The following is a 14078-nucleotide window of genomic DNA, read 5'->3' on the forward strand; positions in this document are numbered from 1 at the left end:
TGCACGGCCAGCGTTGAGGCGCCGGCCGGCGCCGTTGTCGCTGGCAGGCGTCTGGCCCAGCCGGCAGTGGCGGCCGCATTGTCCGGCGCGGCCAGCCGCGCTTCGCCCCAGCTGACGTCGGTGACCTGCCAGGTGCTGGCGCCGCGTTGCAGCTGGTCGCCCGCTTGCAGGCCGTCGAGACGGCCATACGGCACGTACCAGCCCAGCGCATCCTGTCGCACCGGCCAGAGCAGCGGCGCGCTGGCTGCCGCCCACAGCGTCTGCTCCAGCGCGCCGGCGTACACCGGCGACGGCCGGGCGCTGGCCGGCAACTGCCGTGCATCCAGCGCCTGGCGGTAGTGCTGATTGGTGACGCTGGCCCATGCCAGATAACTGGCCGGATTGTCCTGCAGGCCGGCGATCAAGGCGCGCGTGAAGATGCCGCGTGCCTGGCCGGGATAGTCATTGTTGAGCGCTTCGGCGCTGCGCTGCTGCGGCTCGGCGGCAAAGAAGCCGATGAACAGCGGCCGCTCGCGCGGCGCCGGCGCGCCATCCGTTGGCACCGGCTCGGCGCTCTCGCTCGGCGCGGAACGGCCGCCGAGACTGGGTGGAGGCGGCGACCAGCCCAGCGCGGTGTTGGCCAGTCCGCGCCAGGCCAGACCGGCGTCGCCGCGCGTGCTGCCGGCCGCGTAGCAGCTGTCGAACAATGCCACCACCTGCACCTGATGCGCCGCCAGCGCGTCGATGGCGCGGCCGATGTCGGTGCTGCTGATGCTGCCGGAGAGTTGCCGCGTGCGGGCGTCGATGCGGGCGTCGCGCGCCAGCAGATGCACCTGCTGGCCGAACGGCGTCTGCCATACGCCCGGCTGCCCCGGCATCAGCAGGCCGTGGCCGGACCAGTAGAGGACCAGCACGTCGTCCGGCCGCAACGTCTTGCCGAAGCGCGCCAGCTGGGCCAGGATGGCGCTGCGCGTGGGTGCGGCGGCGCCATCGACACCGTCGGCCAGGCTGACGATATGGCTGGCGGCAAAGCCTTGTGCCAGCAGCGCGGTACGCATGGCCGGGACGTCGTAGCGCGGTCCGTCCAGCCAGGCATTGCGCGGCAGCGCCGGCAAGGCCGAGACGCCGACCAGCAGCGCATACCGTTCGGCCGCCAGCGCGGGAACGCCGATGCCGGCGGCGATGCACAGTGCGATCAGCCGGCGTCGCATCAGCGTGGTGGCGCGGCCGGGATCACGCTGGCGTCGAGCACTGCGGCACTGCCCCGCAGTTGCGCCAGGGCGGCGTTGGCATCGTCGGCCTGCAGCAGATAACTATGGTCGCTTTGCGGACCGGTGACGATGCGGGCATGGGCCTGGAACAGCGCCGCCTCCACCTGCGCCAGGCTGGCCTCGGCGGCGAACAGCACCCGCAGGTTGGCGGCCGGTGCGGCCACGCTCAGTGACGCGTCGCGCCAGGCGACGCCGGTGTCCGGCGCATTGCCCAGCATCCAGCCCTGCACCGCGCACACCGCCACCAGCGTGGCCATGATGGCCGGCGCGAACTGCGGCATCAGGCGCAGATCGAACAGCTTGCGCCACCACGGCGTCGCCGGCGTCGGCTTGGCGGGCGTGGCGGCTGGCGCGGCGGCGATACGGCGGCGCAGCTCATCGAGGCCGGTGTCGCTGTCCATGGCCGCCATCTGCGCGCCCACGGCGGCGCGCACATCGCCCAGCAACGCGGCCTGCGCCTGCCAGGCGGCGTCGCTTTCCAGCAGCTCGGCGATGCGGCGCGCGTCCTCGCCGTCGACGTGGCCGTTGAGGTAGTCGGGCAGGCGTTCGAGCAAGCGCTGTTGTTCATCCATGGCGGCCACCTTCCTGTACAAACCAGCGCTCCATGCACTGGCGCAAATTGAGCCGGCCGTGGAACAGCCGGCTCTTGACGGTCCCTTCGACCGCGCCCTGGATGTGGGCGATCTCGGGAATCGACAAATCCTCCAGCGCCCACAAGGTCAGGCTCTCGCGTTGCAGCGGATTGCGCAACCGCCGCAGGCAGTTCAGTACCGCCTCGTGGCGCTGCGCATCCTCCCGCAGCGACAGCGGATTGGGCGCCATCATGTCCAGATACGCCGCCGCGCCTTGTTCCAGTTCGCCCTCCTCATCCAGCACCGATTGCGCGGCCTGGCGCTTGCCGTGGCGGCGGATCTGGTCGACCGTCTTGTTGCGCGCGAGGGTGAGCAGCCAGGTGGAGAATTCCACGCGGCCGTCGTAACGCAGCGGCGCGCGCCACACGTCATGGAACACATCCACCGTGACCTCGTCGGCGATGGCGTCGGCATCCAGACCGCAGCGTATCAGTCTGGCGTGGGCAAACACCCGCACCTTGCGCGACCAGCCCCGGTACAGCGCTTCGAGCGCGCGCTGATCGCCACCGGCCATGGCCGCCAGCAGTTGGCTGGGGGCTAGCGTCTGCGTGCTCATGAGGTGGCAAAAATGGTAATCATGAGAAATATTATAACAGTCAGTTCATCATCTTTTGTCAACAAAAATCACGCAAAAACCGCCTCCGAAAATATTTTTTCAAAACCCGAAAATAATTTGAACCGCGCGCCGCGACGCGACGAACAACCCGGTGACAGGCTGCGCTGGCAGTGCCTGAACAACCGAAGAGGACACACATCATCATGAAAAAACGCGGCAAGATTTTGCGGGACACCAACGCCGGCCCCGGCCTGTTGAGCATCGACCTGGTACAGCATCCATTTACGCTGGAAGCGAACTGGAAGTCGGATCTGCCGCCCAAGGTCGGCATGGTGGTCGAAGTGGAGCTGGACGCCGGCGGCGCCATCCTGACCGTGACGCCGGTGGCGGAATCGCAGCTGGCCAAGGAGCAGGCCGAACTGGCCGTGCTGGCGGCCCGCGCCAAGGGCGGCGAACTGGCGGCCGGCCTGACCGCGCGCTTCGGCGTGCCGACGCTGGCGGCCATGGCGGCGCTGGTGGTGGGCTGGTTCTTCCTGAACACCGTCGCGATCCAGCTCTCGTCCGCCTATGGCGTGGGGCTGTCGTTCTGGAAGATCCTGGCCGTGGTCAACTCGCCCGCCGGGCTGATGAGCAGCCTCGGCGGCGTCAGCGGCGGCAGCGGCATCTACGGCTTTTTGTGCGTCGTGGCGCTGGTGGCGCCGCTGACGCCGCAGGTATGGAAAGACAAGCGCGCCCACCTCGGCGGCGTGCTGCCGCTGGCCTTCATGCTGCTGGTCGCGATCATGATCTACGTCGGCATCAGCGACGGTATGAAACAGGCGCAGGGCATCGCCAGCGCCTTCGGCGGCGCGCAGGCCGCGCGCATGGCCGACAGCGTCGGCAGCGAAATGATGCGCGAAGCGATGCGCGCGATTTCCATCGGCATCGGCGGCTACCTGTCGCTGGCGGCCAGCCTGTATCTCGCCGGCCGGGGCGTCATCAAATTCCTCGCCGCCAAAGCCTGACTCCACTCTTCATCCAACAAGGAAAAACCATGCCTCACTCCTCCTCTCCCCTGACTTCCCGCCTGTTGACGCTTGCCCTGCTGGCGAGCCTGGCCGCCTGCGGCGACAAGGCCGCGGCGCCGGCCGGCGCCGACAACAAGCCCAACCTGGCCGACGCCGCCAAGCCGTCGGTGATGGCCGAACAGGCCAAGGAAACCGCGCGCGCCGCGCTGCCGAAGGGCGATCCGCGCACGCCGGCCAGCAGCTACACCGACATCGACAGCGGCAACCAGTTGATGTTCGCCTACCTGGGCATCGCCGGCATGCCGATCGACTACAACGAAGTGGCCAACAGCTATTCGCGCGACTACGCCAGCACCTCGGACGAGTTCAAGAAAAGCGACCTGCTGAAAGCGCTGAAAGTGAAGATCGACGCCGGCGTGGCGCAGGCCGCGCAGCAGCGTTACGTGAAGCTGGAAATCCCCGGCTCGGTGGAGAAATACGACTTCGAGAAGAAAGGCTTCCAGATCGATTCGTCGATCTGGGAAAAAGGCTCGTACCGCTATTTCAGCGACAACAGCAGCTACAAGATCGGCTACAACAACGGCGCGGCCTTCCGCTACCTCAGCGTGCCGGAAGAAGACAAGGCGCGCGTGATCGAAGGCCTGCGCAGCAAATACGAATCGATGCGGCTGGTGGTGTACGGCTATGTGCAGGACGCCGACGTCAGCAAGAAGGTAGTGCAGGCGCAGATTCTCAAGCTCGAACTGGTGGACAAGAAGGGCAATGTGCTCGCCACCCAGTCGGCCGAATAAAACTTAATCACGATACGGGATCATCATGAACAAACTTCTCTGCGCAGTGGCCGGCCTTGCCGTGCTGTCCGCCTGCACCACCCTGACGCCGAACTCCATCCGCGAAGTCAACGACGGCGACGTCAAACGCTGCACGCTGGCCGGCCCGGTCTACGGTTCCGACTCGGTGTTCGTCGGCCTGAGCGCCGGCATCGGCACCAAGAACGCCAAGGCCAAGGCAATGAACGAAGCGGTGCGCCTGAAAGCAACCGACGTGGTGTGGTCGCAGCAGGGCACCAGCATGACCAGCGAATGGATCGGCAAGGCCTACGTCTGCAAGTAAATCAGGCCCGGGCCTGACGGACCGTCTGGCGGCGCAGTTGCACCAGCTGGTAGACGGTGCCGATCACGAACAGCACGAATACCCCGGCCAGCGCCATTTGTACCGGCGCGGAGTCGGGGCCGTTGCCGATCGGATGACCAGCCGGCAGGCGGCTCAGCGTTTCGTTGGTGCCGGGGACCATCAGCAGCAGGAAGCTGAACGACATCAGCACCACCTGCAGGTAGACGGCCGTGCGGCCGAGGAAGGCCACCCGGGTCACCAGCGTGGCAACCGCCATGACCACCAGCGTCAGCAGGCCCAGCGCGTGGCCTGGGTTAAAGCCGCCGGTGCTCGACAGACCAAACGCCGTCACCACCGAAGCGGCCATGCCGATCCAGTACATCTTGCCGATGCTGGTGGCGGGATCGATTTTGCCGTAGCGCTTGAAGGCGGCCAGGCCGGCGACCAGCGGGACAAGACTCAGTATCGTGTGGACAGCGCCGAAGGCGGACATAGGATGGGCCATGATAAAACTCCTTGATCTACTAGTTGGTAGGTTATTGGTTTCAATAAAAGGCCATGGAATCCATGGCCGGAAAATGTACAGCGTTGATTACTTCACAAGCAGCCTGTCGATGGCGTCGCCGACGATGCGGGCAAAGACGTCGGCGTTGCCAAACACCCGCGCCGACAGCATGGCGCCATGCGCGCTGGCCATGAACGACTCGGCCTCGAGCGCCGCACCACGGGGCACTATCACCCCCCCCTGGGCGGCGCCCTGTTCCAGCGTGTGCGTCAGCCAGGCGGCCAGGTCGCCAAAATACAATTTGACCTCGGCCGCCACTTCCGACGGCAGCGACAGCAGTTCCGACGCCAGCATCGCGCACAGGCAGAACGGCGCCGTGCCGTCGCGGATGCACTTCTCCCAGTGGCCTGCGTAAGCACGCAACTGCGCCACCGGATCAGGCACCTGCGCCGCCAGCTGCGCCAGATTCACCTGCACCGTGTCCCGGTAGCGCAGCAGCAGCTGCCGCACCAGCTCCGCCTTGGTGGCGAAGTGGAAATGAATGCTGGGCTTGCTGACACTGACCACTTCGGCGATGTCGGCATAACTGAAGGCGTTATAGCCCCGCGTCACAATCAAATGCTGGGCGGTATCGAGGATGCGGTTGGCGGTATCTGAACTCATGCCGCTAATATACCAACTAGTAGGTTGGCGCGCAAGCGATTTATTGCATGAACCAGCCGTGACTGACGACGATGGACTGGCCGGTCAGCGCATTCGATGGGAACGAGGCCAGGAACAATGCCGTTTGCGCCACATCGTCCACCGTGGTGAATTCGCCGTCGACCGTCTCCTTCAGCATCACATTCTTGATGACGTCGGCTTCCGGGATGCCCAATTCCCTGGCCTGCTCCGGAATCTGCTTTTCCACCAGCGGCGTGCGCACGAAGCCGGGGCAGATGACGTTGGCGCGCACGCCATGCGCCGCGCCTTCCTTGGCCACCGTCTTGCACAGGCCGATCAGTCCGTGCTTGGCCGTGACGTAGGGCGCCTTCAGCACCGAGGCTTCCTTGGAGTGCACCGAACCCATGTAGATCACGCTGCCGCCGCGTTTTTGGCCGTACATCAGCTTCAGGCAGGCGCGTGTGGTGAGGAAGGCGCCGTCGAGGTGAATCGCCAGCATTTTCTTCCAGTTGCCGAAGTCGAAGGAATCGACCGGCGCGACGATCTGGATGCCGGCGTTGGAGACCAGGATGTCGATGCCGCCCAGTTTGCCGGCAGCGGCGGCGATGCCGGCGTCGACCTGCTCTTCATTGGTGACGTCCATCGCCACCGCGATGGCGCGCGCGCCGGAGGGATCGAGTTCGCTGGCGGCGGCCTGCGCCGCTTCCAGGTTCAGGTCGGCGATGACGACCTTGGCGCCATTCTTGAAAAATACCGTGGCGATTTCCTTGCCGATGCCGCTGGCCGCGCCCGTGACGATGGCGACTTTGTCTTGTATGCTCATGATGATCTCTTCAATGGTTGGGTGGTTATTCACGTTCGGGAACCGGGACGTTGAAGCCGTTCAGCGTGGTCGACACCAGCGCGTACAGGCCGACCAGGTAGATCAGCTCGTTCGTGCCGTGCTGGCCGAAGGTGGCGATGGCCTGCCGGTACAACGGCTCGGGCAGCGTGCCGCCGCGGCTGAGGGCGTAGGAGAAATCGAAGGCGAGGTTTTCTTCCCTGGACAGGTCGGCCGGTTTCAGGTCCGCCACCAGCGCCGACAGCCGTTCGGCCGACATGCCCTCTTTTTCCGCGACGGCAACGTGCGCGTACAACTCATACGCCGCGTCATAGCGGGCGCCGACCATCAGGATGGCGATCTGGCGCACGTTGTCCGGCAACACGGCGTTGGCCGTCATGGCCAGCGTCAAATCCCAGATCGCCTTGCCGATGCCCGGCTCGTGCAGCCAGGGATTCCATGGTCCCATCAGGGCGCCGTCCTCGCGTTCAACCTTGAATGCGTTGAAGTTGCTGGCGATGCCTTTGCGCATGCTGTCATACAGGGTTTGTTGTTCGGCCGAGAGTTCGGCAGGGGGAATCAGGGGAAGTCGCATGGTTTCCTCGTGTGGGTGGAGAGAAGACGAGGGAACCGATAGGGCGCCGAGGCCGTGCGTGTTACCTCGGATTGATTCTGGCAGTTTACCGATCAGCGAGGCGTTCGATTGAAACGCCATGATTCGTGGCAGAATGCCATTTTCGGGAGGGGCCATGGCGAAGTTACGCAAGCGTGATGTAGTCGGACTGATCGCGGCATTCAACGCGGGCCGCGATCCCGAGCGCGTCACGCAAAAATACCGCCTGATCGCCGCCAATCCCTTCGCCTTCCTGCGCGGCACCTGTCATTTGTTTTACCAGGACTTCCCGGCCGACGCGCCGTTCAATCAGGCGCCGCCCGCCTGGAGCTGCGGTGATTTACACCTGGAAAATTTCGGCACCTACAAGGGCGACAACCGCCTGTCCTATTTCGACCTCAACGATTTTGACGAAGCCATCCTGGCCCCGGGCAGCTGGGAACTGGCGCGCTTTCTGGTCAGCGTGCTGGCGGCGGCGGACACCCTGAAAGTGCAGGCCGCCGATGCGGTCGCGCTGTGTCATTGCTTCCTCGACGCCTACGTTGCCAACCTGACCGACGGCAAGCCGCGCTGGGTCGAGCGCGCGACGGCGGACGGCATGGTGCGCGACCTGCTGCGCGACCTGCGCTCGCGCGAGCGGCCCGCCTTTCTCGACCGCCGCACCGATATCGTCAAAGGCAAGCGCAAGCTGCGCCTGGACCACATCAAGACGCTGCCGCTCAACGACGGCGAGTGCGACAAGGTAAAGCGCATCATGTCGGCCTATGCCCACACCCAGCCGACGCCGGCCTTCTTCCGCGTGCAGGACGTGGCGCGGCGCATCGCCGGCACCGGCAGCCTGGGACTGGAGCGCTACGCGGTGCTGGTGCGCGGTCGCGGCGGACTGGATGGCAACTTCCTGCTCGACCTGAAATTCGCGCCGACTTCGGCGCTGGCGCCATACGTGCCCACCACGCAGCCGGCATGGCGGACCGAGGCCGACCGCGTGGTCGCCATACAGAAACGGATGCAGGCGGTTTCGCCCGCGTTTCTGTCGGCGGTCAGCACCGGCAGCGAGTCGTATGTGCTGAGGGAGCTGTTGCCGCAGCAGGACCGCCTCTCGCTCAACCTGTGGGGAGGAAAATTGCGCCGCCTGGAAAGCGTGATGCGCGCCATGGGCGGCATCGTCGCCTGGGCCCACCTGCGCTCCGGCGGCAGGCAAGGTTCAGCCTGCGCCGACGAATGGATAGCGCATGGCCTCAACGCCGCCCAATGGCGTCCCGCGCTGATGGACTATGCGCAGGCCTATCACCGCCAGGTGGTGGCGGACTGGACGCAATACGCAGCAGCTTATCAATCAGCCTTACGCGCCGCAGGGAGTGAGTGATGAAACCACGACTAGTTAAGCCATATTACATTGTTTGCTTGAAACTGCTGCTGCGCGTTGTGGCGACCTATCAATTGTATCTTGCATTAAAGCAGTATCAAATTCATGCTGACCCAAGCGTTTTATATCACCTGGGGTGCGCCCTATTGATTGCGCTGTTATCGACGAATGAATTCCTGAAGTTGCCCCCGCTGTGGAATCGCCCCATCTCCGAGTATCGTTTACCGCTTCCCATATGGTTCGCTGCGTTATGCGCAATTTGCTGGAGCTTGTACATCGCATCTGCGATATGGTATTTCTTTGACTGAGTGATCACCATTTGATCAATAAAAAAAGCGGAGCCAAATTACTGGCTCCGCTTTTTTATTGATGCTTTTGCGCTTGTCCGGTTCGTCAGAACGGGATGTCGTCATCCATATCCGAGAAGTTCGGCGCTGGGCGCGGCGCCGGACGTGGGGCTGGTGCCGGTGGCGCCATTTGTGGACGTGGCGCCGGAGCCTGACGCTGTGGTGGGGCTTCGTAGCCGCCGCCGTCGTCCATGCCGCCGCCATCACCCATGCCTTGACGGCCACCCAGCATTTGCATCTGCTCGGCGATGATGTCGGTTGCGTATTTCTCTACGCCATCCTTGTCGGTGTACTTGCGCGTCTGCAGACGGCCTTCGACGTAGACCGACGAACCTTTTTTCAGGTACTGGCCGACGATTTCCGCCAGGCGGCCGAAGAACGAGATGCGGTGCCACTCGGTCAGCTCTTTCTGCTCACCGGTGTTGCGGTCTTTCGATTTGTACGAGGTCGCCACGGCGATGTTGGCGATCGCATCACCGCTAGGCATGTAGCGAATTTCCGGATCGCGACCCAGGTTGCCGACGATGATGACTTTGTTGACTGATGCCATTTTATTAAAACTCCAAGATATTCGGCGAAAGCAGAAGTTTAGCTCACTTTTGGGTTGGAACCCTAGAATCCGCGTACCGGGATCTTGTTATGCCTCAAAATCCGTCGCGCCAGCCTGGTGGAATACCAGCTCTTCCACCGGCTTGCCGTTGCACAGGTGGTCTTCGACGATGCGGTCCATGTTTTCGGACGTGACGTTGTAATACCAGGTGCCATCCGGCTGCACGCAGACAATGGGGCCGCCCTTGCAGGCGGCGAAGCAGCTCACGCGGCTGCGCTTGACGCGCAACTCGCCCGCATCCAACCCGGCGGCCTTGAACTTGGCGCCCAGGCTGTCGAACAGCGCCTGCGAGGCGCCGTCCTCGCTGCAACGCGGGCCGGTGCACACCAGCAGGTGACGGTAGTAATTGCCGATTTTCGGCTTGATCACGGGTTCGTTCATGCTTCGCTCTCTTCGCTGGCGGCGGCTTCGGCCACCACCGGTTCGTTCAGGGTGTCGCGGATATAGTCGGCCGGCAGGCGGTGGCGCGCCGCCAGCGTGTCGATGCTGTCGCCGGCCGCGTGTTCGGCCTGCAGCGTTTCCAGCCAGCCCAGCAGGCCGGTGGACAGCGAACGCCCGGCCTTCTCGCCTTCGCGCGTGGCGCCGCCTTCTTCCATGTCGTACTTGTTGGCGTAGCCGCGCGGCGTGACCATCAGGCCGTGGCGCACAAAGGTGTTGCTGTTGCCGATCAGGACGGTACTGAGCATGCCGATGTCGGCTTCGGCCATCGAATCGAGCGTGGTGAAGACGATGTTCTGGCGGCGGCGGTAGCCGCTCTTGACGATCGCCACCGGCGTGTCGGGACGGCGATGGCGCAGGAACAGGCGCTGCGCTTCAACGATCTGGCGCGTGCGGCGGCCGCTCTTCGGGTTGTACAGCGCGACGACAAAATCGGCCATGGCCACCGCATCCAGGCGGCGGGCGATGGTCGGCCACGGCGTCAGCAGGTCGGACAGCGAAATGGCGCAGAAGTCGTGCGTCAGCGGCGCGCCGACCAGCGCGGCGCAGCTGTTCAGCGCCGAGGCGCCGGGGATGATTTCCACCTGCACCGCATCGTCCGGCGTCCAGCCGGCCTGGAACAGCACTTCGAACGTCGGACCGGCCATGCCGTAGACACCGGCGTCACCCGACGAAATCAGCGCCACCTTCTTGCCGGCGCGCGCCGCTTCCAGCGCGCTGACGGCGCGGTCCAGCTCTTCGGTCATCGATTTGCGGATGATCTCCTTGCCTTCGATCAGATCGGCCACCAGCTTGATGTAGGTGACATAGCCGATCACCACGTCGGATTCGGCGATGGCGTCGCGCGCGCGCTTGGTCATGTGGTCGACGCTGCCGGGGCCTATCCCCACCAGCATAATTTTCCCTGCTTCACTCATGATGTTTTCCTTGCGATGGAGACGGTGGCATTGCGGCCATCAGCGCCTTTGAGTTTGTGTTTTTCGACGACCAGCGCGGTCATCGGCGTATCCGGGCCGGCGGCCAGCAGCGCGGCCGCTTCGCTCACCGATGGCGTGCCGGTGTAGCGGCGCACGGTTTCGGACGGATGCGGCACTTCCACTGCGGCCAGTTCATGCGCTTCGTAAAAGTGCAGCGGCCAGCCGTTTTCCTGCGCCAGCGCCAGCAGCGCCACCTCGTCCTTCTTCAGCGTGATGCTGGCGGCGGCAACCACCTGCCGCGGCTGCGCGCCGATGGTGGCCAGGGCGGCTTGCACGGCTGCGCGCAGCGTCTCCAGCAGCACGCCGCGGTCGCAGCCCAGGCCGATGGTGAATTCGCTCATGCTTCCTGCGGTGGGCGGTAGACCACCAGGCGTTCGGTCAGCGCGGTCCAGCGTTCGTCCGTCACGTCGGCATGGGTGACCCACAGCAGCGCCGCATAGCGGTCCAGCGGCACGTCGTCGAAACGCGTGAAGCGGTGGATGTTTTCCGGCAGCGGCGTCGGGCGCGTCCACCAATCCGGGCTGCCTGCTTCCTGCACGAAGGCGATTGGTTCGCCGTTGACCACGTGCGCGGACACGCGCGTGATGTTGATCTTCGGCGCCTCCACCTTCCAGCCGAGGTGGCGTCCCAAGATATCGACCGGAATCGTGCGGCCCACGTCCGAGGCGGTGGTCAGCACCGGCGCAGCGCCCAGCAGGTCGGCCACGCGCTCGCTCCATTCGTTGGCGCCGCCGACGTGGCCGGACAACACAGGAATCACGAACTGGCCCGCGTCATCCACGACGATAATGCCCGGATCTTCGTCCTTGCTGCGCAGGTGCGGCGCGATCAGACGCACCACGGCGCCCAGCGAGACGAAGAAGATGATCTGGTCGTAGCCGGAGAACAGCGGCCCGATTTCGTCGCGCAGCGCGCCGTCATAGGCGCGCACGGTGTTGCTGGCTTCCGCAAACACGGCGGCGAATTTGGCCGAGGTGCAGATGTCGGCTTCCGGCAGATCCGCGGCCAGGCGCGCGGCCTGTGCGGCGCCGTGCTTGGTGATGGCGACCAGGCATACGCGCGGTGCCGGCTGGTTGGTGATGGTGCTCATGCGGTCTCCAGGAGTTGAGGTTGTGGGCCATCCTTGCGCAGGCAGCCCTTGATGCGTTCACCGCGTATGCGGTGTGGGTGTTTGATGATCAGCAGCGACAGGTAGCTGACCTTGGTGCCGCGCAGCGTCAGGATGTCATTGCCGCTGAAACGGCGTTCGTCCGGTGCGCCGACGCGTTCGATGAAGTGCGCGCCGTCCAGCAGCTCGCGCCGCTGCATCCAGTCGATCAATTCGTCGAGGATGGGTTTTACCTTCATCAGGATCAGCGTGTCGAAGTCCGGCAGCAGGCGGTCCACCGCGCTGACACCGTAGGCGGCCGGCACGATGGCGACCGTGTCGTCCTGCTCGGAGAACGGCACCGGCACCTTGGCGCAGGCGGCGGTGAAGGAGTTGACGCCGGCGATGATCTGCACCGGCACTTGCGCGTCGATGGCGTTCACGGTGCGGGCCAGGTGGCCGAATGTGGCGTAGGTACTGGCGTCGCCTTCGACCAGGAACAGCACATCGCGGCCTTCGCGCAGCCATGGCAGCACCGTGTCGGCGGCGCGCAGCCATGCGCGGCCGAGCTTTTCGCCGTCATGCGTCATGGGGAACAGCAGTTGCGTGTGCTGTTCCGGCGGCGTGACACCGGCGCGTACCACGATGTCGAAGGCGTAGCTTGGCGTCTTGCCGCTGCGCGCAGGATAGACCCAGATGGTGTCGCGGCGTTGCAGCGCTTCCCACGCGGCGCGCGTGATCAGGCCAGGGTCGCCAGGGCCGAGCGAAATGCCCCACAGGGTGCCGGGCTTAGTCATGGTGGGCCTCGCGGCGCGCGCAGACGATCCACACCGGGTTTTCGGCAGCCATGCGGTGCATGTGCAGTATCGGCTTGCTGCGTGCGGCTTGCAGTTGCAGCACGTCCCAGCTCACGCCTTCCAGCGCTTGCAGCGTGGCGGTCGCGGTGGCGAGGTTTTCCAGCGTGACGAAATTCATCACCAGCGTGCCGTTTGGACGCATGCGCTCCATGATGCCGCTGATGAGCGTCGCCAGTTCGCCGCCGGAGCCTCCGATGAATACCGCGTCCGGATCAGGCCAGGCATCCAGTCCCTCCGGTGCTTTGCCGAGGTACAGGCTGTAGTTGCTGACGCCGAAGTTGGCGTGATTCTGGCCGGCGATGGCGTAGTCGGCGTCGTTCTTTTCGGTCGCGTAGACGTGGCCTTGCGGGCAAAGACGCGCCGCTTCCAGGCCTACCGAGCCGGAACCGGCGCCGATGTCCCACACCACGCTGTCCGCCCGCAGTTGCAGGCGCGCCAGGCTGACGGCGCGCACTTCCTGCTTGGTGATCAGGCCTTTCTCGGGCTGGCGCTGCGCAAACTCCGCATCGGCCAGGCCGAAACGCACCGGACGCGCAAACGGCGTTATGCGCCACAGCAGCACGACATTGAGCGCGGCGAATTTCATCTCGGCCGCTTGTTGCGGCGTCAGTTCGGCCAGCACGCGTTCCTCCGGTTGCAGCAGGTTTTCAGCCACCGCCATCAGGAAGTCGTCGCCCATGCCTTCGGCCAGCAGCAGGCGCGCGATGCGGTCGGGCGAGTTGTCGGGGCTGGTGAGGATCAGCAGGCGGGCGTGCTGGCGCGCGGCCTGCGCCAGCGCGTACAGGCCGTGGCCCGGCACGCTGCCGCGCCGCCATTCGCCGGCATCCTTGGCGTGCACGGAAACGATGCGCGCATCCTGCCATGCGAGGCCGATGCGGGCGCAGGCCAGCTGCAAGGTCGACAGGTTGGGCAGGATGTCCAGCGCTTCCACGCACAGATGCTGCGCCAGATACGGGGCGATGCCGTGGCACAGCGGGTCGCCAGTCGCCAGCACCACGCAGGACAGGTTGTCGGCGCGCGCGGCGCGTACCCATTCCGGTACTTCTTTCAGTTTGCCGGTCAGGTCGTGGCGCACGGCGCCGGCTTTGAGTTCGCGCTCGAAAAGCGCCAGCGTGCGGGCGCCGCCGATGACCACATCGGCGCTGCGCAGCAAGGCCAGCGCCGTCTGGCTCAAGCTGGCGGTGCCATCATCGAGCACGCCGATGACGCGGCAGGGGTTAGGATCTTTGATGTCCAT

At 65.0% G+C, this 14078-nt stretch carries 18 protein-coding genes; 4 read left to right on the top strand and 14 right to left on the bottom strand.

Annotated features, from left to right (window positions below):
- The 3 genes from GJ695_RS12885 to GJ695_RS12895 all read right to left on the bottom strand — a co-directional run.
- Nucleotides 1-1190, bottom strand: a 1190-nt coding sequence (locus GJ695_RS12885) for a caspase family protein (protein ID WP_166455398.1), incomplete at its 3' end; no start/stop codon positions are given.
- The gene (locus GJ695_RS12890) at nt 1190-1822 is read right to left on the bottom strand and encodes a hypothetical protein (RefSeq protein ID WP_154365321.1); all 633 of its coding nucleotides are present in this window, start codon (nt 1820-1822) and stop codon (nt 1190-1192) included. The genes GJ695_RS12890 and GJ695_RS12885, both read right to left, overlap by 1 nt.
- Nucleotides 1815-2438, bottom strand: a complete 624-nt coding sequence (locus GJ695_RS12895) for an RNA polymerase sigma factor (RefSeq protein ID WP_154365323.1) — start codon at nt 2436-2438, stop codon at nt 1815-1817. Before GJ695_RS12895 ends, GJ695_RS12890 begins: the two co-directional genes overlap by 8 nt.
- Nucleotides 2439-2641: 203 nt before the next feature.
- Here GJ695_RS12895 and GJ695_RS12900 point away from each other — a divergent pair, with 203 nt between their 5' ends.
- From GJ695_RS12900 to GJ695_RS12910, 3 genes are read left to right on the top strand one after another with little or no spacing between them, the layout of a single operon-like run.
- A complete protein-coding gene (locus GJ695_RS12900) occupies nt 2642-3442 on the top strand; it encodes a hypothetical protein (RefSeq protein ID WP_154365324.1) in 801 nt (266 codons plus the stop codon).
- 29 nt (nt 3443-3471) lie between these two features.
- The gene (locus GJ695_RS12905; RefSeq protein WP_154365327.1) at nt 3472-4236 is read left to right on the top strand and encodes a DUF4852 domain-containing protein; all 765 of its coding nucleotides are present in this window, start codon (nt 3472-3474) and stop codon (nt 4234-4236) included.
- Nucleotides 4237-4261: 25 nt separating this feature from the next.
- Nucleotides 4262-4558, top strand: a complete 297-nt coding sequence (locus tag GJ695_RS12910; protein ID WP_154365328.1) for a hypothetical protein — start codon at nt 4262-4264, stop codon at nt 4556-4558.
- Nucleotide 4559: 1 nt separating this feature from the next.
- Here GJ695_RS12910 and GJ695_RS12915 read toward each other — a convergent pair whose 3' ends face one another.
- From GJ695_RS12915 to GJ695_RS12930, 4 genes are all read right to left on the bottom strand, one after another.
- Nucleotides 4560-5063, bottom strand: a complete 504-nt coding sequence (locus GJ695_RS12915) for a hypothetical protein (RefSeq protein ID WP_154365330.1) — start codon at nt 5061-5063, stop codon at nt 4560-4562.
- An 87-nt stretch (nt 5064-5150) separates the two neighbouring features.
- The gene (locus GJ695_RS12920) at nt 5151-5726 is read right to left on the bottom strand and encodes a TetR/AcrR family transcriptional regulator (RefSeq protein WP_154365332.1); all 576 of its coding nucleotides are present in this window, start codon (nt 5724-5726) and stop codon (nt 5151-5153) included.
- Nucleotides 5727-5766: 40 nt separating this feature from the next.
- On the bottom strand, nt 5767-6549 hold the full coding sequence (locus tag GJ695_RS12925) for a 3-hydroxybutyrate dehydrogenase (RefSeq protein ID WP_154365335.1): 783 nt from the start codon (nt 6547-6549) through the stop codon (nt 5767-5769).
- Between the two features lie 25 nt (nt 6550-6574).
- The gene (locus tag GJ695_RS12930; protein WP_154365337.1) at nt 6575-7141 is read right to left on the bottom strand and encodes a carboxymuconolactone decarboxylase family protein; all 567 of its coding nucleotides are present in this window, start codon (nt 7139-7141) and stop codon (nt 6575-6577) included.
- Between the two features lie 154 nt (nt 7142-7295).
- Here GJ695_RS12930 and GJ695_RS12935 point away from each other — a divergent pair, with 154 nt between their 5' ends.
- Nucleotides 7296-8525 carry a DUF2252 domain-containing protein gene (locus GJ695_RS12935; RefSeq protein WP_154365339.1) on the top strand — a complete coding sequence of 410 codons (1230 nt, stop codon included), beginning with the start codon at nt 7296-7298 and terminating at the stop codon, nt 8523-8525.
- Between the two features lie 393 nt (nt 8526-8918).
- Here the strand turns inward: GJ695_RS12935 and ssb are convergent, their stop codons facing one another.
- The 7 genes from ssb to cbiE form a co-directional block, all read right to left on the bottom strand.
- The gene (gene ssb, locus GJ695_RS12940; RefSeq protein ID WP_154365341.1) at nt 8919-9422 is read right to left on the bottom strand and encodes a single-stranded DNA-binding protein; all 504 of its coding nucleotides are present in this window, start codon (nt 9420-9422) and stop codon (nt 8919-8921) included.
- Between the two features lie 87 nt (nt 9423-9509).
- Nucleotides 9510-9863: a (2Fe-2S) ferredoxin domain-containing protein gene (locus GJ695_RS12945; RefSeq protein WP_154365343.1), complete on the bottom strand. Its 354-nt coding sequence runs from the start codon at nt 9861-9863 to the stop codon at nt 9510-9512.
- A complete protein-coding gene (gene cobJ / locus GJ695_RS12950; RefSeq protein ID WP_154357520.1) occupies nt 9860-10837 on the bottom strand; it encodes a precorrin-3B C(17)-methyltransferase in 978 nt (325 codons plus the stop codon). The genes GJ695_RS12945 and cobJ overlap by 4 nt, the downstream gene beginning before the upstream one ends.
- Nucleotides 10834-11238 carry a cobalamin biosynthesis protein gene (locus tag GJ695_RS12955; protein ID WP_154365345.1) on the bottom strand — a complete coding sequence of 135 codons (405 nt, stop codon included), beginning with the start codon at nt 11236-11238 and terminating at the stop codon, nt 10834-10836. The genes cobJ and GJ695_RS12955 overlap by 4 nt, the downstream gene beginning before the upstream one ends.
- Nucleotides 11235-11987, bottom strand: a complete 753-nt coding sequence (locus tag GJ695_RS12960; protein ID WP_154365347.1) for a cobalamin biosynthesis central domain-containing protein — start codon at nt 11985-11987, stop codon at nt 11235-11237. Before GJ695_RS12960 ends, GJ695_RS12955 begins: the two co-directional genes overlap by 4 nt.
- The gene (cobI, locus tag GJ695_RS12965) at nt 11984-12781 is read right to left on the bottom strand and encodes a precorrin-2 C(20)-methyltransferase (protein WP_154365349.1); all 798 of its coding nucleotides are present in this window, start codon (nt 12779-12781) and stop codon (nt 11984-11986) included. The genes GJ695_RS12960 and cobI overlap by 4 nt, the downstream gene beginning before the upstream one ends.
- Nucleotides 12774-14078: a precorrin-6y C5,15-methyltransferase (decarboxylating) subunit CbiE gene (gene cbiE / locus GJ695_RS12970; protein ID WP_154365351.1), complete on the bottom strand. Its 1305-nt coding sequence runs from the start codon at nt 14076-14078 to the stop codon at nt 12774-12776. The genes cobI and cbiE overlap by 8 nt, the downstream gene beginning before the upstream one ends.

The sequence above is a fragment of the Duganella alba genome (genome assembly GCF_009674495.1).
Lineage (GTDB): Bacteria > Pseudomonadota > Gammaproteobacteria > Burkholderiales > Burkholderiaceae_D > Rugamonas > Rugamonas alba.